The organism is Pseudoalteromonas sp. P1-8 (assembly GCF_001399985.1).
Classification (GTDB): domain Bacteria; phylum Pseudomonadota; class Gammaproteobacteria; order Enterobacterales; family Alteromonadaceae; genus Pseudoalteromonas.
In genome coordinates, this window is the sequence record NZ_LJSO01000022.1 from 1 (window position 1) to 25,357 (window position 25,357).

19 protein-coding genes and 3 tRNA genes are annotated in these 25,357 nt (G+C 41.4%); 12 read left to right on the forward strand and 10 right to left on the reverse strand.

The features are described from left to right. The first annotated feature begins 685 nt into the window (after positions 1-685). The 7 genes from AN213_RS19360 (at position 686) to AN213_RS19390 (ending at position 7,582) form a co-directional block, all read left to right on the forward strand. Positions 686-761, forward strand: a tRNA-Ala gene (locus tag AN213_RS19360). Positions 762-800: 39 nt separating this feature from the next. After that, positions 801-876, forward strand: a tRNA-Glu gene (locus AN213_RS19365). Between the two features lie 218 nt (positions 877-1,094). Next, positions 1,095-2,042 (forward strand): HlyD family secretion protein, encoded by a 948-nt coding sequence (locus AN213_RS19370; protein WP_055199412.1) that lies wholly within the window; start codon positions 1,095-1,097, stop codon positions 2,040-2,042. Beyond that, the gene (locus tag AN213_RS19375; protein WP_055199413.1) at positions 2,039-2,965 is read left to right on the forward strand and encodes an ABC transporter ATP-binding protein; all 927 of its coding nucleotides are present in this window, start codon (positions 2,039-2,041) and stop codon (positions 2,963-2,965) included. Before AN213_RS19370 ends, AN213_RS19375 begins: the two co-directional genes overlap by 4 nt. 5 nt (positions 2,966-2,970) lie before the next feature. Continuing rightward, entirely contained in the window at positions 2,971-4,116 is a 1,146-nt protein-coding gene (locus AN213_RS19380) for an ABC transporter permease (protein ID WP_055199429.1), read from the forward strand. Positions 4,117-4,184: 68 nt separating this feature from the next. Then, complete coding sequence (locus AN213_RS19385; RefSeq protein ID WP_055199414.1) at positions 4,185-5,348, forward strand: extracellular solute-binding protein; 1,164 nt, start codon at positions 4,185-4,187, stop codon at positions 5,346-5,348. Further along, positions 5,345-7,582, forward strand: coding sequence for an ATP-binding protein (locus AN213_RS19390; protein ID WP_054563637.1), 2,238 nt, complete (start codon positions 5,345-5,347; stop codon positions 7,580-7,582). Before AN213_RS19385 ends, AN213_RS19390 begins: the two co-directional genes overlap by 4 nt. A gap of 10 nt (positions 7,583-7,592) precedes the next feature. On the opposite strand, the gene gloA is transcribed toward AN213_RS19390, so the two are convergent. Continuing rightward, on the reverse strand, positions 7,593-7,991 hold the full coding sequence (gloA, locus tag AN213_RS19395; RefSeq protein ID WP_054553771.1) for a lactoylglutathione lyase: 399 nt from the start codon (positions 7,989-7,991) through the stop codon (positions 7,593-7,595). Positions 7,992-8,370: 379 nt separating this feature from the next. Here gloA and AN213_RS19400 point away from each other — a divergent pair, with 379 nt between their 5' ends. Then, a complete protein-coding gene (locus tag AN213_RS19400; RefSeq protein WP_055199415.1) occupies positions 8,371-9,909 on the forward strand; it encodes a S10 family peptidase in 1,539 nt (512 codons plus the stop codon). Positions 9,910-10,027: 118 nt separating this feature from the next. Here AN213_RS19400 and nth read toward each other — a convergent pair whose 3' ends face one another. The 9 genes from nth to AN213_RS19445 form a co-directional block, all read right to left on the reverse strand. Further along, complete coding sequence (nth, locus tag AN213_RS19405) at positions 10,028-10,660, reverse strand: endonuclease III (protein ID WP_055199416.1); 633 nt, start codon at positions 10,658-10,660, stop codon at positions 10,028-10,030. 38 nt (positions 10,661-10,698) lie between these two features. Beyond that, on the reverse strand, positions 10,699-11,397 hold the full coding sequence (locus tag AN213_RS19410) for an electron transport complex subunit E (protein ID WP_054553694.1): 699 nt from the start codon (positions 11,395-11,397) through the stop codon (positions 10,699-10,701). Continuing rightward, positions 11,397-12,032 (reverse strand): electron transport complex subunit RsxG, encoded by a 636-nt coding sequence (gene rsxG, locus AN213_RS19415; protein WP_054563640.1) that lies wholly within the window; start codon positions 12,030-12,032, stop codon positions 11,397-11,399. Before rsxG ends, AN213_RS19410 begins: the two co-directional genes overlap by 1 nt. A 2-nt stretch (positions 12,033-12,034) precedes the next feature. Continuing rightward, entirely contained in the window at positions 12,035-13,087 is a 1,053-nt protein-coding gene (gene rsxD / locus AN213_RS19420) for an electron transport complex subunit RsxD (protein ID WP_055199417.1), read from the reverse strand. Then, positions 13,084-15,753: an electron transport complex subunit RsxC gene (gene rsxC / locus AN213_RS19425; protein WP_055199418.1), complete on the reverse strand. Its 2,670-nt coding sequence runs from the start codon at positions 15,751-15,753 to the stop codon at positions 13,084-13,086. Before rsxC ends, rsxD begins: the two co-directional genes overlap by 4 nt. Before the next feature lie 8 nt (positions 15,754-15,761). After that, complete coding sequence (gene rsxB, locus AN213_RS19430) at positions 15,762-16,316, reverse strand: electron transport complex subunit RsxB (protein WP_054563643.1); 555 nt, start codon at positions 16,314-16,316, stop codon at positions 15,762-15,764. 1 nt (position 16,317) lies between these two features. Further along, complete coding sequence (gene rsxA, locus AN213_RS19435) at positions 16,318-16,899, reverse strand: electron transport complex subunit RsxA (RefSeq protein ID WP_054553689.1); 582 nt, start codon at positions 16,897-16,899, stop codon at positions 16,318-16,320. 175 nt (positions 16,900-17,074) lie between these two features. Next, on the reverse strand, positions 17,075-19,018 hold the full coding sequence (locus AN213_RS19440; RefSeq protein ID WP_055199419.1) for an EAL domain-containing protein: 1,944 nt from the start codon (positions 19,016-19,018) through the stop codon (positions 17,075-17,077). Between the two features lie 181 nt (positions 19,019-19,199). After that, positions 19,200-19,276 (reverse strand) — tRNA-Asn (locus AN213_RS19445). Between the two features lie 1,109 nt (positions 19,277-20,385). Here AN213_RS19445 and AN213_RS19450 point away from each other — a divergent pair. Genes AN213_RS19450 through AN213_RS19465 form a run of 4 tightly spaced genes read left to right on the forward strand, consistent with a single transcriptional unit; the run spans position 20,386 to position 25,347 of the window. Then, on the forward strand, positions 20,386-21,765 hold the full coding sequence (locus AN213_RS19450; protein ID WP_055199420.1) for an MATE family efflux transporter: 1,380 nt from the start codon (positions 20,386-20,388) through the stop codon (positions 21,763-21,765). Then, entirely contained in the window at positions 21,762-23,756 is a 1,995-nt protein-coding gene (gene uvrB, locus AN213_RS19455; RefSeq protein WP_055199421.1) for an excinuclease ABC subunit UvrB, read from the forward strand. The genes AN213_RS19450 and uvrB overlap by 4 nt, the downstream gene beginning before the upstream one ends. Before the next feature lie 5 nt (positions 23,757-23,761). Next, the gene (locus AN213_RS19460) at positions 23,762-24,691 is read left to right on the forward strand and encodes a class I SAM-dependent methyltransferase (RefSeq protein ID WP_055199422.1); all 930 of its coding nucleotides are present in this window, start codon (positions 23,762-23,764) and stop codon (positions 24,689-24,691) included. Next, positions 24,691-25,347 carry a tRNA (adenine(22)-N(1))-methyltransferase TrmK gene (locus AN213_RS19465; RefSeq protein ID WP_055199423.1) on the forward strand — a complete coding sequence of 219 codons (657 nt, stop codon included), beginning with the start codon at positions 24,691-24,693 and terminating at the stop codon, positions 25,345-25,347. The genes AN213_RS19460 and AN213_RS19465 overlap by 1 nt, the downstream gene beginning before the upstream one ends. Positions 25,348-25,357: the final 10 nt, after the last annotated feature.

The following is a 25,357-nucleotide window of genomic DNA, read 5'->3' on the forward strand; positions in this document are numbered from 1 at the left end:
GCCTTGTAAGGGCGATGCTCTCCCAACTGAGCTAACGACCCATATCTAAAACAACTCATTGCTGCGTTGTTGTGGGGCGCTATTATAGATAGAGTTGTAAATGTGTCAACACTTGAATGAGTAAAAATGTGTTAGATGCAGCTTTTATAAACAATGACATGGCATTTAAGCATTTTTTGGCGAACAAATATGCAATTTATATTCATAAGCTTATATTTAGACTTGGATCTATAGCTTTATGACCTAGGTAAATCATTCCAAATGATATGAATACAGTAAATTTTTAAAACAGTTTTTTCATATCGATAAATTTGCATTAGTTAATTGCACTCTAGTTAGCACTATTAAAAACAAAGCAGGGGAGGGGAAAGTCGTTTTATTTAAAGCTTTAAATAACGAACTTTATTTTGCATATAAATGTATACCCTTTTTTTAGAGAGTAAACTCAAAAGCAGAGAGTCTTTGATAACAAATCAACAATGCAATTAGCCCAAAATAGCTAATTTGATAGCGCTTTGTATAAAATACCTCCGCAACGGATTGATATTTAGTCAGCTTGTTGAAATTTAAATCATTTAAATAAACTTAGATAAAAAACTGTTGACTTTATTTGGGGGGCTGCATAGAATGCGCCCCGCACTCAGCGATACACAACCAACATTAATTGGCGGTGTGTATGCAAGTCGGGGCTATAGCTCAGCTGGGAGAGCGCTTCGCTGGCAGCGAAGAGGTCTGCGGTTCGATCCCGCATAGCTCCACCAGATTTGCATAGTGTTTGTCCTAGGGTTGCAGTTTTCTGCGTCCCCATCGTCTAGAGGCCTAGGACACCGCCCTTTCACGGCGGTAACAGGGGTTCGAATCCCCTTGGGGACGCCACTTACTTTAAGTAAGTAATGTGTTGGAAAGACTATCTTTTAAATATCATTTCAAATATAACTAAGATTTTTCAACTTAAGATTCCTTATTCTCCATATATCTTTACGATATAGACTCCATATATTTCTAAAACTTTAATTCCTATAGATCACTTTTACAGATCATTTTAATACTTTATAGTATCTAGCAACTCATCAGCTAACCATAAGGAAATTAAAATGTTAGCTAAACGTGTTGTACTCATTCTAATTTCTTTAGTCATTACTGCTTGCTCAGACTCAAATGAGGGAGTAGCGCTAGGAACGCTTGAGCGTGAGCGTGTGATCCATCCTGCAACGACTAACGAAATACTGATCGATTTACCCGTTTCAGCAGGCCAGTTGGTCGAAAAAGGGCAGGTGATTGCAAAGTTCGATGCCGAACTACAACAAGCGATTGTTGCTAAAGCACAAGCTCAACTAGCTCAAGCCACTGCATTTCTTGAAAAAACCTTGAATGGTGCTCGCCCCGAAGAAGTTGCTGGTGCATCAGCCAAAGTAGCAGCAGCTAATGCTGCATATACGCAAAGCGAAGCTAATTTTCACCGTGCAAAAACCTTAGTTAAAGATAAACTCGCAAGCCAAGAAACCTTAGACAGTGCAACCGCTGCACGCGATGAGACATTCGCTAATTTAGAATCAGCAAAGCAGAACTTAAATGAATTAACAAATGGTTCTCGCGTTGAAGATATTAATAGTGCGAAAGCGCAAGTTCAGGCGGCAGAAGCAGAACTAAAAGTACAGCAAAAATACCTCTCAGATCTGACAATTAAAGCGATGCGTGCTGGCAGGGTCGATAACTTACCTTGGCACGTAGGTGAGCGAGTTACTAAAGGCAGCCCTGTCGTTATTATTCAAGCAAACAGCGCACCTTATGCGCGCGTATATATCCCTGAACCATATCGTGCCAAGCTCAATCAGGGCATGACACTTACAGTTCGTGTCGATGGCATAGATAAAGATATTCAGGGTGAACTGACCTGGATTGCCTCAGAGCCTGCGTTCACGCCTTTTTATGCCCTTAATCAGGAAGAGCGTGCGAGATTAATGTACCTTGCTGAGGTAACACTACCGGTAAGTGAAAATAATTTACCGACAGGCGTACCTGCTCAAGTGATTATGCCATGACTGAATCGGTGATCCATGCCAAAGGTTTGGTAAAACAATTTGGCGATTTAAAAGCGATTGATAACCTTGATCTAGACGTTGAGCAAGGGCAAATTTATGGTTTTTTGGGCCCTAACGGCTGTGGTAAAACGACTGCAATCCGTATGCTTACGGGTTTATTGAAGCCAACCTCTGGTGATATCAATGTGCTTGGCTTGAGTCTGCCAAAAGATGCTGAAAAGCTCAGAACGCAACTTGGTTATATGACACAAAAGTTTTCACTTTATAGTGACCTGACCGTGCTTGAAAACCTAAAGTTCATGGCGGCGCTTTACCCGTTTAAAAAGCAACAAAAACAACAAAGAATTGACGAATTGCTCCATACCTATGGTCTTGATCAAAGAGTAGATCAAATGGCCGGAAGTATGAGTGGGGGCCAACGGCAGCGCTTAGCATTGGCTGCTGCAGTGATTAATAAACCGAAAATTTTATTTCTTGATGAACCAACATCGGCAGTCGATCCACAAAATCGCCGTGATTTTTGGGAAACACTGTTTGATTTAAGTAATGCCGGTACCACGGTATTAGTCACCACCCATTACATGGATGAAGCTGAGCGTTGTCATCGTTTAGCCATTTTAGAATCTGGTATTAAACGCGCGGATGGCTCTCCAAAGCAATTAATGACAGACATGCACGCTCATGTTGTAGAAATCGCAGGGGCGCAAACCAGAGAATTAAAAAAACAGCTCGCAACAATCGACCATGTTATCTCAGCCACTCAATTAGGTACACAACTGCGAGTATTAGTAAAAAAAGATCTTCAAGACCCCGTTGAGTTCATAAAACAGCAATCATTTTGTCAGGATACGTGGCAAGTAAGTAGTGTGCGCCCAAGCCTTGAAGACGTGTTTGTCACCTGCACAGGGCAGGGCAGACAATGAGTATTATGACTTCATTAAGCCGGATAAAAGCAATTGTAAACAAAGAATTATTACAATTACGCCGCGATAGAATGACCTTTGCGATGGTGGTGATGATCCCCCTTATCCAACTGATTCTATTTGGTTACGCTATTAACACCAACGTTAAAGATATCCCTGTTGCAGTGGTCGATCATAGTCAAACTGCGCTCAGTCGCATTTTAGTACAAACAGTATCGGCGACAAATGTGGTTAAAGTGACGGATTATTACGACAGTATTGAACAGGCACAAACAGCAATCGCGAGCGCGAAAGTGCGGGCTGTGCTGTTTATACCCCACGATGTGGCAAACCGACTTGCCCAGCACCCAACAGTGGGTTTTGGTTTGCCTGATGGCAGTAATGAGTCGTTAGTCAGGCCAATTGCGCATTGGTTAGTTGATGGCTCCGATACAATGGTCGCTTCGAGCATAAAATCGCTGCGTAATATGCCGCTTGCAGAGCTTCTCGATAAACCTGCGAATCGAACTTACCCTATCTTTGAGACGACCTTATTTTATAACCCAGAGCAACGCTCTGCAGTGAATATTGTGCCAGGTTTAGCTGCTGTTATTTTAACTATGACGATGATTATGTTTACCTCTGCAGCCATTGTTAAAGAGCAAGAGCGAGGTAATATGGAGCTCTTAATCACCTTACCGTTAAGCTCACTTGAATTAATGATTGGTAAAGTGGTGCCTTATATCTTCATTGGTTTTATTCAGTTATTTATTATACTAGGTATGGGTAAGCTCTTGTTTCATATTCCTTTTGTAGGTGGTTTAGTCGCATTGGTTGTCGCAACCTTTGCGTTTATATGTGCCAGTTTAGTGCTTGGCTTAGTGCTTTCAACCATCGCTAAAAATCAGCTTCAAGCAATGCAAATGACAATTTTCATTCTGTTACCCTCGATATTATTATCAGGTTTTGTATTTCCTTATGAAGGCATGCCAAAGGCAGCGCAATGGCTTGCTGAGTGCTTACCCGCAACGCATTACCTAAGGTTAATACGTGGAATCGTGCTAAAAGATGTCAATCTAATAAGCATGAGCAGTGATTTACTTTGGCTGTTAGCCTTTACAATTTTGGGCTTGGCTGTGGCTGCATTTAGGTTTAAGAAAACCCTTGATTAGGCTGGGCAATTTAGGGCATATGTGCTTAACTAAAAAGTAATTTTAATTCATTTTGAGTAGACATTAGCGTGTGGCGAGTATTTTGGCTGGCGGTGCTATTAGTTACGTTTGATGGCTATGCAGCAACGATAAACCTAGCCCATACCATGAAGCATGAACATTTTAACCAATTGCTTAGTGAGTTTGCAGAGCAAAGCGGTTTGACGGTTAACTCTGTATTGGTTGACCAAAAGGCGCTAAAGGTAAGGTTGGTACAAAATACTAGTTCCAGCACCTCAACAGACGTTGTTATTGTACCCGCTGATCACTTAGGCCTTGATAAATATGCCAACTACAGCACTATTCCAGACTCACTCATAGCTGATACCACAGACAAGCGAACCTTAGAAACTGCAAAGCTAAACAACAAGCTCTTAGGTATACCCATCATTCAAGGCAATCACCTATTACTTTTTTATAATAAGCAGTTTGTTAAAGAGCCAATAGAAAATTGGCAGGATATATACCGAATTCAATCATCATTGCCTGAAAAAGTGAAACTCGTTACATGGAGTTTTATGGAAATGTATTGGTTTATCCCGTTCTTATCGGCTTTTAATGGCGACCTAATTGTAGATAACCATGTTCAGCTTAATACACCAGCAATGCAATCGGCTCTCAAATTTGTTTGGGATTTAAATAAACAAAACCTGGTTGATAGGCAGTGCGATTACACTTGCTCAAATAATGCATTTAAAGCGCAGCAAGCCGCTTTCACCATTGATGGTGCATGGGCATTAAAAACGTATGAAGAGGCATTGGGTAATAATTTAGGAATACAACAATTACCGAAACTCAATGGTGAGTATATGCAGCCTTACTACTCAACCTTTGTGCTGGCATTTCCAAACCATGCTTTAAATGGTGCAAATAAAGAGAGCTTGATCAAATTTGCTAAATTGGTTCAAGCGGAAAAATTCCAAACACTCGTTTGGCAAAAACTTCAAGATATCCCAGTTAACACTGAGGTTTTAAATAACCTAAAAGCACAACAAGGCACTGAGTTATCAACCTTAATTGATGCTATACAATTCACAAAACCTATGCCCTCTACCGCATCTATGATCATCGTATGGGAAGTATTAAATAAAGGATTTATTCGCTATGGCAGTGGTGCCTTAACTGCTGAGCAAGCGGGGCTTTTTATGCAAGGGTTGGCAGAGCGTTCGATTGCCAATGAAGGGGATGAATGAGTAGTCCACGCTTTAGCCGCGCCTTATTTATCAGTGTATTACTACTGGTCATTATTCCCCTACTGATCCTTGCAGGTTTGATGATTGGGCGTTTCTATTTAAGCTCAATTGACCAAGCAAATACGAGTTTGCAATGGCAAGCTAGAAATAATGCAGCCAGTCTTGAACAACTCTTATTTAAGCTTGAGAAAAATAGCCAATTACTTAGTAGCACTAAGGCGATAACTGAGCTGCCAAATAAAGTGGTGTACTCACAGTTCGCGCTTGTGCAGCTACAAGAGTTTGTTGCCCAAAATCCACAGATAAAAGCATCGATAGTAATTGATAATCAAGGGTTTATAGTTGAAGGGTATCCCATCACCTCTTTAAATTTGAATTTTAAACTCACTAAAAGCATTCTCGACAGCGCTCAAACATCAACAGAGCAAAACACAATTCAAATTATTGATAATCCGCAAGTTACTGAGCTACTCGCACCTTTACAGGCAAAACAAAATGCTTTACTGGCAATTACATCTACATTGCTACATGAGCAAGATTCTCTCAGTGAGCCAATAATTAAAACGGGCGTGTTAGTGTCTTTTGTGCCTTTATCAGAGGCGTTAAAGTGGCTTGCAATACACAATGAGCAACCGGTATATCAAGCGGGTAAGCAGGTACAAATTACAGCACAAGATAACATTCTATATAGCGTGGGCGATGCTGGCGATAACGGCAAATTAATGGGGCAGGCCTCAATCAGTAATGTTTTTTTTGCAGGTAAGCCAACCAGTTTACAATTCCAAATTAATGAAGCAAAAACCACCTACACCAGCGCTGTAAAGCAAACGGCTATATTGGCAGGGTTGTTAATTGTAGGACTCTCTATTATTTCATTTATCTCAGTGCGTTGGTTGACGGCCCGTCTTCATAACCCACTAAATCGTATTACTGCACTTAGCCGAGAATATGCATTAGGTAATTACAAACAAGATACCGACGATTTTCATTATCAAGAGTTTAAAGATATTGCAGATTCCCTTAGCAGCATGGCTGATACCATTGATATACAAATTACTTCATTGCAATTAGAAAAACTTCGCGCTGAGCGCTCTGAGCAAGTTAAGAGCCAATTCTTAGCCAATATGAGCCATGAAATACGCACTCCAATGAATGGTATTGTGGGCTTTTTGCAGCTACTCAATAAAAGCACGCTAACACAAGAGCAAGCAGAGTTTGTAAGGCAAATTAATAACTGTAGTGATGTGTTATTAACCGTGATTAACGATATTCTCGACTTTTCAAAAATAGAGGCCAATAAAATAGAGCTCGAGTCGCGACAATGTGATTTAGTCGCGCTTTGCCATGACCTAATCTTACTATTTAAACCGAGTTGTGATGCTAAAGGGGTTGGCTGCCGGCTTGAGGTCTCCTCATTACAATCGCTGAATGTAGAATGTGATGAAATACGTGTTAAACAAGTGCTGATTAACTTGCTCTCTAACGCCGTTAAGTTTACCAATCAAGGAGAGATCATTCTTTCGCTTACTCTGCAAAGCCGAGATGAACACCAGACAGCCGTCGTGTTATCGGTAAAAGATACAGGCATAGGTATCGCTGAAGATAAAATAACGGCCCTGTTTAATCCCTTTGTTCAAGCGCAAAGTAGCACCACTCGTGAATATGGAGGGACCGGTCTTGGGCTTGCCATCAGTAAGGGGATGATTGATTTGATGGGAGGCACTATTGCTATCGACAGTGAGTTTGGAAAAGGTACCGAGTTTACCATTAATGTTAATTTTAAATCACTAAACCCACAGGACGCTAGCGCAAAAGTACACCAATCAGATGAAGACACTCAGTTCGATTTTAAAGCCGTCGATAAGCCAATATTAATTGCCGAAGATAACCCGATTAACCAAATTGTAATCACTAAGTATTTAACTCAATTAGGTCTAAATTATGAACTGGCAGAAAATGGACAAATTGCCTGTGAGAAAACCCTAACACAAGATTACGCACTGATTTTAATGGATATTCAAATGCCAGTGATGGATGGATTGACTGCCAGTGAAAACTTACTTGCAAGGCCAGATTTTGATACGCCGATTATTGCGGTTAGTGCTAATGCTATGAAAGACGACATCGAAACAAGCGCAAAAATTGGTATCAGTGACCATATTGCAAAGCCAATTAATTTTTCTGAACTTGAAAAAGCACTCGCAAAGTGGCTATCTCAGCAATCGCTGAAATAGCCAGTATAAATCAAAAAGTGTTGTTATCTTTTTTCTGAATTAACTCAATCGCATAACCATCTGGGTCTTTAACAAATGCTATTTCAGTTGTGCCGCCTTTTACAGGACCCGGCTCACGACTCACATTACCGCCAGCAGCTTTAATGTCTTCGCAGGCTTTATAAATATCATCAAACTCGATAGCAATATGACCGTATGCATTACCCAAATCATAGCTGTCAGTATCCCAGTTATAAGTAAGCTCAAGCACGGTCGAATCTTTTTCGTCACCATAACCGACAAAAGCAAGGGTGTAGCGGTACTCTTCGTTGTCTGCACGGCGCAGCTCTTTCATACCTAATACCTGCGTATAAAATTCAATTGATTTATCTAAATCAGCAACGCGAAGCATTGTGTGTAATAAGCGCATTTAAGCATCCTCTTTTTTGTCTTTAAATTCGCACAATTCTAATAGCGCAGAAAGGCTGCGCATTAAAATTATTAAACATGGATTATAAGTTATTTCGATTACTTGCACAGCAAGATTGAGATAAAGCGTAAAGACTATGCTGTTAAATTAATAATTAAGCTTATGATTTGGAGATATAATCAGGACCTTGCTATTTTGCAATAGGATAGAGTACTACAACACCTTTGTCGCAGACAGTTGAAATTACACCTTCTTACTGTAAAGGTAATAGGTGAATAACATAAAACTTGAAAAATAGGCTGGCAAAGCATTCAAGACATAAATAGCAACGCTCTATTATCAAGCCCGATAAAGCTAAGCCTCCGAGGGAGAATAAAACATGGCGTATGTTGCCAATTTCAAAACTTTAGTCATCTCTACATTGTTTGCGTTTTGTACAAACGCAGTTAATGCAGATGAAGTCTCAAATTCAAACAACAGTAAGAAGCCGATACCCGAAGCCACTAAATTTGTGACCCAGCATAAAGGTACTTTTAATGACAAAAGGATGAAATACAAAGCTGTAGCCGGTGAAACCTATTTATTAAACAAAAACGAAGAGCCAACTGCTGCTATTTTTTCGTTTGATTACATAGCTGCAAGCGATAACAAAAACAGACCAGTCACATTTATCTGGAATGGTGGCCCAGGCTCATCATCTAATTGGTTACATATGGGCGCCTATGGTCCTAAACGAGTTGTTGTACCAAGCGATGCTGCACATCCAGGAATGGCTCCTTACGAATTAAAAGATGCGCCTGAGACGATACTTGATGTAACTGATATGGTGTTTGTGGACCCTGTTGGTACAGGTTACTCGCGTGCCTTAGGCAACACTGACAGCAAAGCCTTTTGGGGCTTAAATCAAGATGCAGCCTCTATCGCTGATTTTATTGCCCAGTGGCTAACAAAAGAAAATCGCTGGAATGCACCAGTATTTTTATTGGGAGAGAGCTATGGGACAACTCGAGCAGCAGCGGTTTCTAAAGTACTGATGGATAAACACCTGATTAATGTAAATGGCATTATTTTTGTGTCACAAGCTTTAGACTATCAAGGTTCAAGCCCTTATGTTGATGACAACATTATTTCTTATATCACTTACATACCCACACTTGCTGCAACCGCTTGGTATCATAAAAAAGTAGATACATCTGGAGATTTTGAAGCATTTATAGATGCAAGCCGACAATTTGCAGTTGATGAATTACTACCAGCCTTATTTAAGGGTAATGTGCTTAGTAAAGCTGACAGAAAGCGAATTGTTGACGGCCTTCACCGTTATACAGGGCTAAGCAAACAATATATTGAGCAGGTTGATTTACGCATTAACGCCTTTAGATTTGCAAAAGAGTTATTGCGTGATGAGGGCGTCGCAGTAGGCTTTCTTGATGGACGTTATAAGCTTGATGAACGAGACGATTTAACAGCAGCTCCTAAGCAAGATGCGTCAAAAGTGATAGGGCCAGCATATAAAGCGGCACTGATGAAATATATGCGCGCAGATTTAAACGTACAGTGGAAAAGAAAATACTTAAACCCTGGCGATCCTGAGTTATCAGATAACTGGCGCTGGCGCACTGCTCCTGATGGACAAGGCTGGGAGCCAAGATACGTTAATACAGCGCCAGATTTATCTTATGTGCTTCGCAGCAATCCGCAAATGAAAGTGATGGTCGCCTCTGGTTATTACGATATTGTTACGCCATTTTTTGATGCTGAATACACCTTAAATAGACACGGTATATACGCTGATAAAATTGATTATCACTATTATCACGGCGGTCACATGATGTATGTCCACGAACCAGCAAGAGTGGCACTGTTAAGAGATACGCGAGAATTTATTAAAAAGCAGGTAAGCCAAAACCCACGATAATGGCTAGGAACATTGTGCCAAACCTAGTGTTTGGCACAATAAGCAAAATGAGCTTATGGTGTGATAGAAAAGGTGAGCAGCATCACCTTAAAATTGTTTGTCTTAGAGTAGACTTTAACTACTCAGTCTTTTCTTTAAACTCACACAAGTCTTCGATAATACAACTGCCGCATTTAGGTTTACGAGCAGTACACACATAGCGGCCATGCAGGATTAACCAGTGGTGTACATCGACCTTAAACTCTTTAGGTACCACTTTTTCTAATTTTTGTTCTACAGCAACTACATCTTTACCCATGGCAAACTTAGTGCGGTTAGAAACGCGGAAAATATGCGTATCAACTGCAATTGTCGGCCAGCCAAAGGCACAGTTTAAAACTACATTCGCGGTCTTTCTGCCAACCCCCGGTAATGCTTCGAGCGCTTCACGATTCTCTGGTACTTCTGAGTTATGTTGATTGACCAGAATCTCACACATTTTATAGACATTATTGGCTTTAGAATTAAACAAACCAATGGTCTTGATGTAATCGCGAAGGCCTTCAAGGCCTAAATCAAGAATCGCTTGAGGCGTGTTAGCAACAGGGAATAGCTTACGGGTGGCTTTATTAACACCGACATCTGTTGCTTGTGCTGATAAGGTAACCGCAACTAATAATTCAAACGGGCTTGAGTATTCAAGCTCTGTTTCTGGGTGCGGGTTCTGCTCACGTAGACGAGATAAGATCTCATAGCGTTTTTCTTTATTCATGATGGCGTAAAGCACGCAGTGACGGTGCGTGCTCTCCTTTAAGTTAAACTTGTCACTCGGGCTCTAGGGCCTTTTTCTGCTTCTGGAGTAACAACTTGCTTAGATTTTATTTGTGTATCAATGACATTTTTTGCAGCAATCAATAAACCAAGCCCTAAAAAGGCACCCGGTGGTAAAATTGCCAATAAAAATTGGTTATCAAAACTAAATACTTCAATTCGAAGTGCAGCAGCCCATGGGCCTAATAATAAATCGGCGCCATCAAATAGCGTACCTTGACCAATAAGCTCTCGCATTGCCCCTAGCACCACTAAAACTAACATAAAGCCAAGTCCCATCATCAGGCCGTCAAAGGCTGAAAGTGGCACGGTATTTTTAGATGCGAATGCTTCTGCGCGACCGATAATGGCACAGTTGGTAACAATCAGTGGAATAAAAATCCCCAGTGATTGATAAAGCCCAAATGTATAGGCATTCATCATTAGCTGCACGATGGTTACAAAGCCTGCGATGATCATCACAAAAACAGGAATACGAATATCTTTAGGTACCCAGTTACGCACAATCGATACGGTGACGTTAGAACCAACCAGAACCAATAAAGTTGCTAAACCTAGGCCTAATGCATTGGTAATCGTAGAGGTAACGGCAAGTAGCGGGCACAAGCCTAATAACTGCACAAGGGCAGGGTTATTGGCCCACATGCCATCTTTAAATAAAGTTTTAACTTGGCTCATTACTTGGCTCCTTGACAGATGTTTGGCGCAGCAAACAAGTTATCAAATTCAGCTTGGGCAAACAGCACAGCTTGTTTTACTGAGCCGACAACGGCACGCGGTGTAATGGTTGCGCCAGTAAACTGATCAAATTGGCCACCATCTTTTTTAACAGCCCAGCGGCTATCATCTTCACCCAGTACATTTTGCCCTTTGAAAAGGGTGATCCAGTCTGATTTTTTGACCTCAACTTTATCGCCAAGGCCCGGTGTTTCTTCGTGCTTAGTGACACGAACACCCGCTATTTCACCATTGGCAAAAACCGCAGTTAATAAGTTGATATCGCCACTATAACCACTTGGTGTTACATGGCGCATCACTAAAGCGTAAGGCTTATTGTCTTTGTAAGCACGATAAATAACTTGCTCTGGGCGTGGACCTAAGCGCTCATCGGTGATCACGACACAATCTTTGTATAGTTGATTGTCATAATGATGGGCATCAAGTACTTGTTGAAGTTGCTCTGCAAGTTGTTGCTTTTCTTGCTCTTCAATACGCTCAGCAGTCAGGCTATGAGTCAGGGCCACAGTGCCTGTGGTAATGAGCGCAAATGCTGTAAGAATAGCGCCGTTTTTAGTCATTGAGGAAAGGATCATTATTACACCCCATGGCCGTAAGTACGTGGTTTCGTGTAGTAATCAATTAAAGGTACCGCCATATTTAACAGCAATACACTAAATGCCACAGCATCAGGATAACCACCGAAAGTACGAATTAAGTAAACAAGTAGACCAATTAACGCACCGTAAATTAAACGGCCTCTATTCGTTGTTGATGCAGAAACTGGATCGGTAGCAATAAAGAATGCCCCTAACATGGTTGCACCACTGAATAAATGAAATACCACGCCTGGCTCTGTGCCAGGAGCTGCAATATAACCAATACCACTGCACACGGCCAATGAGGCTAAAAAGCTAACAGGGATATGCCAATTAATGATTTTAGCTTTTAATAAATAAAGCCCCCCGATTAAAAAGCCGAGGTTAACCCAGCCCCAACCAAGGCCAAACCAGTCATTAAAAAGAGGCTTACTCATGCTCTCAGCCACCGTTAGGTGATGGGCGACATCTGTTTTAACGGTATCAAGCGGCGTTGCCATGGTTGTGCCATCAATCGCTACACGTAATTGATCAACACTAAAACCAGCGCTGGTAAAGCCATTGAAAATAACAGACAGCTGCTGTGAGAAGCTTATCGGAGATGCAAGTAAATCACTAACAGGTAACCAGCTTGTCATTTGCACCGGAAACGATACAAGTAGTAATACATAAGCTGCCATAGCAGGGTTAAATAAATTAAAGCCAAGGCCGCCATAGAGCTGCTTTACAATAACAATTGCAAACATACAGCCAATTACGATAATCCACCAAGGCGCTAAAGGCGGAATACTCAACGCCAGTAATACGCCTGTTAACCACGCACTACCATCACTGAGTGTTGGCCAAACTTTGCGTTTACGAAGCAGCAATACAGCGGCTTCACAGGCGCTAACTGTAATTAGCGCGAGAACAAGCTGAATTAAAACAGCGCTACCAAAAAAGAAAACTTGCGCGATTAAGCCTGGAATACACGCAGCAATCACTGTCATCATTAATTGGCTTAATGATTTATGGCTATGATTATGCGGCGAACTCGCCATGGTTAGTTTCATGACTTATCGTTTCCTTCTTGTTGTAACTTTTTCGCTTTAGCTCTTGCAATGGCACGAGCGACCGCTGCTTTTTTCTTATCTTCGCTTGACTCAGGTTCATCAACCTGCGGTTTTGAATCATCAAGTTGTTCTGATGATTCGTCAGTCTGCGCTTGCTCTTTAGCGGCCTTTTTCGCTTTGGCTCGAGCTATGGCAGCTGCAACAGCGGCTTTTTTCTTATCTTCGTTAGATTCAGGTGCGTCAGCCTGTGGCTTGGCATCAGCCTCATCATTTGAATCATTTATTTGCTCTGAAGAATCGTCACTCTGTGCTTGCTCTTTAGCGGCTTTTTTCGCTTTGGCGCGAGCGATAGCGGCAGCAACGGCGGCTTTTTTCTTATCTTCGTTAGATTCAGGAGCGTCAGCTTGTGGCTGGGCATCTGCCTCAGCACTTGAATCATTAGTTTGCTGTGAAGAGTCGTCACTCTGCGCTTGCTCTTTAGCTGCTTTTTTGGCTTTAGCACGGGCGATAGCAGCTGCAACAGCAGCTTTTTTGTCATCAACTGGCGCGCTATCTTCTTCAGCTTCAGTTTGATTCTCAGCAGCTTGTGCTGCTTTTTTCGCTTTAGCACGGGCGATAGCAGCGGCAACAGCAGCTTTTTTGTCATCAACAGGCGCGCTATCTTCTTCAGCTTCAGTTTGATTCTCAGCAGCTTGCGCTGCTTTTTTCGCTTTAGCACGAGCGATTGCAGCAGCAACAGCAGCTTTTTTGTCATCTACTGGTGCGCTATCTTCTTCAGCTTCAGTTTGATTTTCAGCAGCTTGCGCTGCTTTTTTCGCTTTAGCGCGAGCGATAGCAGCTGCAACAGCAGCTTTTTTGTCATCTTTTGGCGCAGCGTCAGTTTCAGCAGAAGCGTTTTCTTCTGTAGCTTGTGCGGCTTTTTTCGCTTTAGCGCGGGCAATAGCGGCAGCAACAGCAGACTTTTTATCGTCTTTATCGACGCTTTCTTCACCTTGCTCTAGTGCTTTTTGCTCTTTGTATTTACGTGCTTGTTCTTTACGCGCTGCACGCTCTTTAGCTACTTCAGAGTTATCAGGCTCAAGCTCAGCACCTTGCTTTTTCGCTTTCGCACGGGCAATAGCTGCAGCGACAGCTGACTTACTGTCTTTATCATCAGATTTAGATTTAACACGCGCGAGTGCATCGGCCACTTTTTGTTTTTCGCCATCTGACTTAGCAGCCGGCTTACGTTTATGGCGGTTTTGACGCTCTTCTTGTTCGCGCTCTAAGCGCTCTTTACGTGCTTCAAAACGCTCTTTTGCTCGCTCTGCTTTGATTTGCTCTGCTTGCTGCTCTTTGATTTCAGCTTTAGCAACACGATAGTACTGCACCAAGGGGATTTCGCTTGGGCAAACATAAGCACAGGCGCCACATTCAATACAATCGAATAAATTGTGCTCGTTGAGTTTGTCGTATTCTTTAGACTTAGCAAACCATTGTAATTGCTGAGGTAACAATGAAGCAGGGCAGGCATCAGCACAGGCACTACAACGAATACAGGCTTTTTCATCACCCGGCTCAGCAAGCTCTTGGTGATCTGGCGCTAAAATACAGTTCGTCGTTTTAACCACACCAATACGCACGGTTGGTAAGGTAAAGCCCATCATTGGACCGCCCATAACCACTCGTTGCTGTGGAACCGGAGAAAAGCCTTGGCAGTCTAATAAATGTTTAATTTCAGTGCCTAGTAAAGCCCACACATTACCTTGTTTATGAATGGTGTTACCGGTTACCGTTACTACACGCTCTATAAGAGGTTTACCTTCATGTACGGCTTGATTTACCGCAAACAAAGTACCGACATTTTGCACCAACATACCAATATCGGCAGGAATACTGCCACTAGGGACTTCTTTGCCCGTTAGCAATTTAATTAGCTGTTTTTCACCGCCAGAAGGGTAAACCGTTGGTACTGTTTGCACTATGATGCTGTCGTTATGTTGTGCTGCGAGTTTCATGGCAGCAATGGCATCAGGTTTATTATCTTCAATACCAATAATTGTCAGCTGTGGACTTAATAGCTGCTGCATTAATTCAATACCGGCAATTATACCATCGGCATGTTCGCGCATTAGCATGTCATCAGCAGTGATATAAGGCTCACACTCAACAGCATTAACAATTAAAAACTCAATGGCTTTACGGGTATCTGCTTTTACATAAGTTGGGAAGCCAGCACCGCCCATACCTGCAATACCACTTTGATGAATAATATCGACAAGCTCATCATGGGAAAGTGCTTTAGCATCAGGCACAGGGTTAAGCTCGCACCAGTTATCTTCACCATCAGGTTCAATAATTACGCTAAGCTCAGGCAGTGCTGAAGGATGAGCAGAAGGCATTGGGCAAATATCGCTGATCAACCCTGATGTTGGCGCGTGCACAGGCACTGACCAATTGCCGCTTGGCTTAGTTAATGCTTGACCTTTTAGAACCTGCTGGCCTTTTTCAACAATAAGTTTGCCGTTAGCACCAATATGTTGCTTTAGTGATACAACGAGCTTGTCTGGTAGTGGCAGTCTTGCAATGGCTTGTGTTGTTGATTGCAGCTTTTGACCTGGTGGGTGAACGCCTCCAGGTATAGACCACACTTTGCCTTGTTTAATTTGATCTATTAACTTTTCCATCTGTGCTCCTAATCTACCTGAGTCACAGGGATTGCGTTTAATTGCCATTTCCAGGTTTGTTTGGTTTCTTTGACAGGCAGCATATCAATACAGTCTACAGGGCATGGTTCAACACATAAGTCACAACCGGTACATTCATCAATTAATACAGTGTGCATTTGGCGAGTTGCGCCAACGATGGCGTCAACAGGGCAGGCTTGAATACATTTGGTACAGCCAATACATTCATCTTCACGAATATAGGCAACGGTTTTAACTGGATCTGCTTGCTCACCGCCAGCCAGCGGTTTTGCTTCAACACCCATTAAATCAGCGAGCTTTTTTACCGTGGCTTCGCCGCCTGGTGGGCACTTATTGATTTCGTCACCATTGGCAATTGCTTCTGCATAGGGACGACAGCCAGGGTAGCCACATTGGCCACACTGTGTTTGCGGTAAAATGGTATCAATTTGGTCAACAATAGGGTTGCTCTCAACGCGAAAACGAACGGCGGCAAAACCTAAAATTAATCCAAATATTAGCGCTAATGAACCTAACGCTATCAAAGCATAAAACAAGGTCATATTAAAACTTCACTAATCCTGTAAAACCCATAAAGGCCATCGACATAAGGCCTGCGGTGATCATCGCAATTGAAGCACCTTTAAAAGGAGCAGGGACATCAGCCGCAGCTAAACGCTCACGTAATGCGGCAAACAGTATTAACACCATAGAGAAGCCCACTGCGGCACCAAAGCCGTACACAGCCGATTGTAAGAATGAATGGTCTTCTTTGATATTAAGTAGGGCAACACCTAATACAGCACAGTTAGTGGTGATAAGTGGTAAGAAAATCCCTAATAAGCGATAGAGTGTCGGGCTGGTTTTTCTCACCACCATTTCGGTAAATTGCACGACAACAGCGATAACCAAAATAAAACTCATGGTACGCAAAAATTCGATATCCAGCGGGATCAAAATATAATGATTCACCAGATAACTGGTCACGGAGGCAAGTGTAAGTACAAAGGTTGTGGCTAAAGACATACCAATCGCGGTATCTAACTTACCCGATACACCCATAAACGGGCATAAACCTAAGAATTGAACTAAAACGAAGTTGTTGACTAGCACAGTGCCAATCAATAACAAGACATATTCTGTCATGCGTGCCTCACGAGAATAAAAACGGCTCTATTATCCTTTTTTATGGGGGCTGACACAACACATGAGGGACGAATAGCTAAAATTAACAAAGCTGTTTACGATTAAAGTGTTAAAGCAAAGTTAATAGATGGAATAGGCCCAAAAATAGTAAGGTTTTTTGGGCCTTAAAGAGGGGTTAGATATCTTTTGGCTTTTCGATGTAATAGCCTTGCACACCATCTAAGCACAGCGTTTCGATGATATGTTTTTCTTCTTGGCTTTCTACGCCTTCAGCAAATACACTCACACCAATACGGTGAGCAAGATCTACCATTAAGCGCATAAAGTATTGATTGTTTTTATCTTCTTCGAGGCCGCGAGTATAGCTTGCATCCATTTTGATAAAGTCAGGTTTTAAGTCTCTAAAGAATTTAAATGAGGTTAACCCCACACCAAAGCGTTCTACAGTAATACGTGCGCCCACACGATGTACCATATCGATAAAGCGTTTACTTGCTTTAATGTTTTGTTGTAATCCAAACTCACTGACTTCAAAAATAAGTTTTGATGCAATGTTACTGTCTTTCAGTAAGCGGCGTTCTAACCAGATCACAAACTGATCATTGTGAGCGCTTGATGCAGTAACATTAATACCAAAGAATTTTTCAGAGAAATTACGGGTTTTAACTTTTTCTAAAGTGGTATCGATAATTAAGCGGTCAATTTCCATTGCCATTTCTAGCTTTTCTGCCATAGCAAGGAAAGAGGCTGTTGGCAGCATTTGATTTTCTGCGGTTTTAAAACGAACTTGAATCTCTGCATAGGCTTTAACACTTTTACCTATTGGCATAATGTTCTGCATAACCAAGTGAACACGTTTCGACTCAATCACTTCGCTAATAACTTTACGCCAGTTTTGGTTACCAAAACCTGCGCTGGCGTTATTAACTAAGTCTGTTTCGCGCTGCACATGCCATGCATTCGCTTGTTTTGATTGCGCCATGCTCATTGCATTATCAACAATCGATAATAACTCACCAAGCGGCTTACCTTTTTCGTAGCCAACAATACCTGTGTTAGCAACTGAGCTTAATTCTTGGTTTTGCTGATACTGAGTAAAACGCGATTGTAAGTTATCGCCAAAGCGTTCAGCTTCTTTAAGAGGGGTATTAGGTAATACCACTGCAAAGTCAGAGCTGTTTAAACGAAAAACCTGACTGCCTGTATAGGTGCCACTAATATGTTTAATAATATCAGCCACACCTTTTACGTATTCATCACCTTTTTGGTAACCACGGGTTTGGTTGATGGTTTGCAATTCGCTACAACGAACCATAGCAAGCGAACCAAACGTGCTCTTTTCTACGTTCTCAATATTCTTTTCGTAGTACTCAACAAACATATTTCGATTGCCAAGGTTTGTAACTACATCTTTATACGCTTCTTTTTTAATATTTAGCGCATTATTTTGAATGTCATCATGCTTGGTCTGTAAGAAATGCGATAGGCGATTGAACGATGGAATTAAATCTTTGCTTAACTTCTTTAAGCGGGTGGTATCCATCGCTTGCTCGAGGTCACCGTTAACCTGATTTTGGTTGATATAAATATCAACGATATCTGAAATGGTCGTACTAATTTTGCGATTTAGGCGGCGGAACATGCTCTTCATATAAATAATAGGAAGTAGGGCAATAAGGCCTGAAATTAAAACGACAATAAATAAAGACTGTTGTAATAGACTAGCCAGGTTGTGTGCATTAATCGTAAACTCTACTTTAATGTCAGATGTTTGATTAACGGCGAACTGAGGGCGAATGGAATTAAAACTGTTATTAACTATTTCAGCAAACAAGGGTAGGGATTGGCTAGATTCTACCTTGCTAACCACTTGACCTGATTGATCACGGATCACAAGTTTAGAAAAAGTGCTACCATCGGCAAATGCTTTTTGTATTTTCTCTGGTGCAAGTTGCTCAATGGTTTGTGTATTTATATATGCGTTTACTACACGCTGTGCTTTTTGCTGTGCATCACTGACTGCGCTATCAAAGCTAAGCGCAATAAAGTAACCACCTAATAATGCAAACAGCAACCAAGATATAAGTTGTATAAAAATAAGTTTTTTAAAGCCAGCCATGTTCTTATCTTTTAAAAGCCTAAAGGAAGGAATCAATTCCTTGATTGATTGCTTTAAGTATAGTCGTTGTATTCTAAAGCATAATATAGAATAAACTTAAATTAGGTTAGATTATAAGTGCTTTAAAGTCTAATACAATCGACGAATAATAGTAGATAAAATTTTAATAGATTCGCGGAGTTGGCTCCCCCTCCCCGACTCGAACGGGGGACCTGCGGATTAACAGTCCGTCGCTCTAACCAACTGAGCTAAGGGGGAACTAAATAGAGTAGTGTGGTGCTATGATTTGGCTCCCCCTCCCCGACTCGAACGGGGGACCTGCGGAGGCGAAATATTAATGACAGCATTGCAAAGTGTCAACATAAAAACTTCATAAATTCAAAAAAGAAGCTTATTCGATGTTTTTATGTTCGATCTGAGCAAAATGTAGCTGAAAAGCTCAACATTTTTTGCTTAGCAGCGGAGGATCTATGTCGAATGCATCAATTTTTTGCATGCTTTTTGAGCTGAGTCATTTTTTAAAAATATAAAAAAGGTTTCTTTGCTAAGTCATTCTTTACCAAATCGAGGAAATCACTATTTATGTAATGTTTTTTTCGGATGGCAAAAAATAGATCTAATTCTTTTCGTGGCAGTTCCCACTCCTGATATTTTTTCGTGTATTTCCTTAATGAGGTAAAGGTAGGCTTCCCCGATTTTTGCTAGAAAATTCTAAAATTAGTTGGCTTCAATTATACACAAAGTAATTTTAGTTCTTTTTATCAGATATTTAGCTTGTAATCTTTCCTTGTATTTTAATTGTCATACTTAAGTTCACGTAGCTGTAGAACATTTTTTGCGCCTTCTTTTCACTAAACTTATAAAACCGTTAAAACAAGATGCTTTGCTATTTATAGTATTATGCGTTTCAGGCTAGCCTTAAAAGCCTTTATATTTGCGGCTTCTAGCGAGTTATCCACGGTTTCTGTGGATAACTCTGTTTATTAAACTTTAAGAACAGCTATAGTGCTAGGATTTTCGAGGGCTACAGCAATTTCAAGTATTTAATTCACTTTTTTTAATTTATTTTAAATCAATGTGTTAGTGTTTTTATCTGAAGCCTTGCTGAATTGATGAGTAAATTTATTCGTGACGATGAAATGGCGCTATTTATTGTGTAAAAAAACAGCGAATACTGCCTTTTAATTGTAACAAAGCTATTAAACTTGTTTTTATATTGTTTTTTATGAGGGTTAGTGGTTATTTTTATGTCAAAGCGTCAAAAGTAATAGTTTTGTGTATGAATTTTGATTCTGTTAATAAAGCATAGCTTGCAAGAGAAGGATGCTTTAAACTTACAGGTTCAGAAAAAGAGGCAAAGTATTCCCATGAGCGTGAAACCGCAGAGCAAAACTAAACCTGATCTTTTAAACTCACCCATTCTGCCAACCTTGAAAAAAATGACCATCCCAATGATCTTTGGCATGATCACCCTAATGATGTTTAATTTGGTTGATACCTTCTTCATTAGTTTGTTAGGTACAGAGCCTCTCGCCGCTGTTAGTTTTACCTTTCCTGTTACTTTTACTGTTATTAGCCTTGCAATTGGTTTAGGGATAGGTACCTCTGCGGTTATCGCTAAAGCACTTGGTAGTGATAAGTTAGATGAAGCACGTTTTGATGCCAGCATGTCGTTGTTGGTATCGGTGGTGATGGTGTTTAGCTTATCTGTAGTAGGTTATTTATTAATAGATCCGATCTTTAAGTTATTGGGTGCTGGCGAATTAGTCTTACCGCTTATTCATGAGTATATGAGTGTGTGGTTCTTAGGCAGCGTATTTCTAATTACCCCTATGGTTGGCAACTCTGTGCTTAGAGCCAGTGGCGATACCAAAACACCGAGCATTGTTATGGGTGGAGCAGGGCTGATTAATGCCATCTTAGACCCTATACTTATTTTTGGCTTTGGACCCGTTCCGGCATTAGGTATTCAAGGCGCAGCTATTGCTAGTGTTATTGCATGGTCAGTTGCTGTCGTTATCATTTTATACATCCTTGCGGTAAAAAATGGTCTATTGAGTTTGCATGCTGGTGTACAAACGCCGCTTAGCTCGATTCGTAAAATTCTTAAAATTGGTTTACCTGCGGCTGGCGCAAATATGCTGACACCTATTGCCATGGCGGTCATGACAGCATTAGTGGCTAAACATGGTCCTGAAGCAGTTGCGGCGTTTGGTGTAGGCAGTCGCATTGAATCTATTGCAAGCCTTGTGGTGCTTGCTTTGTCGATGACCTTGCCGCCATTTGTGAGTCAAAACTTTGGGGCAGGTAAGTTTGAGCGTGTTAAAGAAGCCTACACAAAAACCTTGAAATTCGTGATGATTTGGCAGTTCGCTATTTATATTTTACTGCTGTTAACCTCTAGCTTTATCGCTGATGTATTTGGTAAAGAGCAAGCGGTAATAGATGTGATTAAGTTGTTCATTTATATCTTGCCATTGAGTTATGGCCTGCAAGGGGTGATTATTTTATCTAACTCTTCATTTAATGCTCTGCATAAACCAATGAATGCACTGATTTTAAGTGTAGTACGCCTGTTTGTTTTTTATGTACCTTTTGCTTATATAGGCAGCGAAATTGCAGGATTAACCGGTTTATTTATTGGTGCGGCGATTGGTAACTTATTCACTGCAATGGTTGCCTATAAATGGTTTATTAAAGAAGTTGATGGGTTAAGTGAGTCATATATGAAGGAGTGTCATTCATGAGCGACCATTTCCAACTAGTTTCGAAATTTCAGCCAAGTGGTGACCAACCAACGGCAATAGCGCAATTAAAAGATGGCCTAGAGGCTGGGCTTGCGCATCAAACATTATTAGGGGCTACGGGAACGGGTAAAACCTTTACCATGGCCAATATTATTAATGATTTGAATCGTCCAACTATCATCATGGCACACAACAAAACGCTCGCGGCACAGCTTTATGGCGAAATGAAAGAGTTTTTTCCCTATAATGCGGTTGAGTATTTTGTATCTTATTACGATTATTACCAGCCAGAAGCCTACGTTGTTGCCAGCGATACCTTTATTGAAAAAGATGCGTCTATCAATGAGCACATTGAACAAATGCGTTTGAGTGCCACCAAAGCGCTTCTTGAGCGACGCGATACCATTATTGTAGCTTCGGTGTCTGCTATTTATGGTTTGGGCGACCCTGACTCATACATGAAGATGATGCTTTTACTGAAAGTGGGTGAAACCGTCGATCAGCGCGATATGCTGCGCCGTCTGGCTGAGCTGCAATATACAAGAAACGATATTGAATTTAGCCGCGGTACTTACCGTGTACGTGGTGAAGTGGTCGATATATTTCCAGCTGAATCGGATACTTACGCTGTGCGTGTGGAGATGTTTGACGATGAAATTGAGCGCTTAAGTATTTTTGACCCGCTAACAGGGGCCGTTGAAAAGCACATTGTGCGCGCAACTATTTACCCGAAAACCCACTATGTAACACCCCGTGAAAAAATTCTTGATGCCATTGATAAAATTAAAGGTGAGCTTAAAGACCGCCGAGCTCAGCTACTTAGTGCCAACAAACTTGTGGAAGAGCAGCGTATTGCTCAGCGCACCCAGTACGATATTGAAATGATGACCGAGCTTGGTTATTGCTCAGGCATCGAAAACTACTCGCGTTACTTATCAGGTAGAACACCAGGCGATCCACCTCCGACATTATTAGATTACCTACCTGATGATGCATTGATGATTATTGATGAATCACACGTTACTGTGTCGCAAATTGGTGCTATGTATAAAGGCGATAGAAGCCGTAAAGAAAATCTTGTTGAGTATGGCTTTCGCTTGCCATCGGCATTAGATAACCGCCCATTACGCTTTGAAGAATTTGAAGCCATTGCGCCGCAAACTATTTATGTGTCGGCAACACCTGGTGACTTTGAGCTTGAGCGCTCATCAGGGGAGGTTGCTGAGCAGGTCATTCGTCCAACCGGGCTTATAGACCCTGAAATTGAAGTGCGCCCTGTGGGCACCCAGGTTGATGACTTACTTTCTGAGATCTATAAACGAGTTGAAGTGAACGAGCGGGTACTTGTTACTACTTTAACTAAGCGTATGGCAGAAGATTTAACCGACTATCTCAACGACCATGATGTAAAAGTTCGCTACTTGCACTCAGACATCGACACCGTTGAACGAGTCGAAATTATCCGTGATTTACGTGCCGGTGTGTTTGATGTGTTAGTGGGCATTAACTTATTGCGAGAAGGTCTCGACATGCCAGAGGTTTCACTTGTTGCGATACTTGATGCTGATAAAGAAGGCTTCTTACGTTCGACTCGCTCACTTATTCAAACCATTGGTCGTGCTGCGCGTCACTTAAATGGTAAAGCGATTCTTTATGGCGACCGCATAACTAACTCGATGCGACAAGCCATTGATGAAACAGACCGTCGCCGTGAAAAACAACAAGCTTATAACCTTGAGCATGGTATAGAGCCGCAAGCACTGGTTAAAAGTATCACCGATATTATGGATGTGGGTGAAGAGGCAAGTCCGAAAGATAACCTTAAGTTGGTGCGTAAAGAGTCTAAACAAGTGCTCAGCGCGAAAGATATTGCTAGCCAAATCAAAACCCTTGAAGCGAAAATGCATGCTTATGCTAGCGATCTTGAGTTTGAAAAAGCGGCGTCTGTGCGTGATGAAATTCACGAATTACAACAACAGTTAATTAACTAAAGATGATGACAAACGATTTTTCTGCCATTTTAAATGCCTTAGCAGAGGCTCCACTTGCTGCTAATGAATTATGTCGTGTATTCCATGGCCGTGGTCACTCAGTCGCTGAGCTGAGCCACATAAACTTAGACTTTTATCCGCCAGCACTCTTTTTAGTTTCATATCAAGAAATAGATGAACAAGTGCTTGCGCAATTAACTGATACCCTGTGGCAATGGGCGCAACAGAATGCGCCAGAGCTTGTAAGTGCATTGGTTTACCAACAACGTAGCGGCATTAACACTCGTAATGCCCTGATGTTTGGTGAATTACCCCAAGAGCACCATGTCAGTGAAAATGGTATTAAGTTTAAAGTCGATTTATTGAGTCGCCAAAATACTGGGATTTTCCCTGATATGCGCCGTGGCCGAGAGTTTGTTCAAGCCAATAGTAAAAATGCAAAAGTGCTCAACCTATTTTCATACACGTGTGGCTTCTCTGTTGCAGCAATGCAAGGCGGTGCTGACCAAGTTATTAATATGGATATGAATAAAGGGGTGCTGCGAACTGGTAAACAAAACCATCAGTTAAATGGTTTTGCTCAAGGGGTTAGTTATTTTCCGCACGATATTTTAAAATCATTCGGTAAACTAAAAAAATCAGCGCCGTATGAATTAATCATTGTTGATCCACCGAGCTTTCAAAAGGGCAGCTTTATATTGACCAAGGATTATCAAAAAATCTTGCGTCGTTTACCTGAGCTGTTAAATGAAAACACCCAATTATTACTGTGTGCCAATAGCCCTGAGCTTTCAGAGCAGGCGTTTAAAGATCTCATTAGCGTTCATACACAAGGAGCAATTAGTTTTGTTGAGCGATTAGCTCCTACTGATGGTTTTATTGAAGTAGACAGTGATCGCAGCTTAAAAGCGTTAGTTTATAAAACAGCAAACTAATGGCACTGAGTAAACGACTATCAGCCATCATTGATGTGGTAGATTCAGGTTATGACGAAATCTGGGATTGTTGCTGTGATCACGGTTTGTTAGGCATTGAGCTGCTACAGCAAGATAAAGCACCGCTTATACATTTTGTTGATATTGTGCCTGAGTTAATGCAGGCACTAAGTGATAAACTCGAACGTTTTGCTACAAGAGAGCAACGCGGCCGTTGGCAGGTACATTGCCAAGATGTAGCAATGATTTCACCAGATCCTAAAAAACGCCATCTTGTTATTATTGCTGGAGTGGGTGGTGAGTTGTTAGTGCAGTTCTTAGCGAAGATTGTAAGCCAACAGCCAAATACGCATATCGACTTTATTGTTTGCCCAGTGCATCACAGTTATCAAGTTCGTAGCTATTTACAAACACTGCCCTTGGGGCTCGTCTCTGAGCAGTTGGTGTGTGAAAACAAACGATTTTATGAAGTTATTGCCATGAGTGAGTCATCTTCGCAGCCGATCACGCGAGTAGGGCACTCAATGTGGCAGCTAACAAGTAAAGAGCACCAAACGTATTTAAAGCAGTTATGTGCTCATTACCAACGTATGTTAAATCAAGACGCCGATTATTATCAGCCTGTGCTTGAACAATACAGTGCATTATTATCTTAATTAGAGTTAA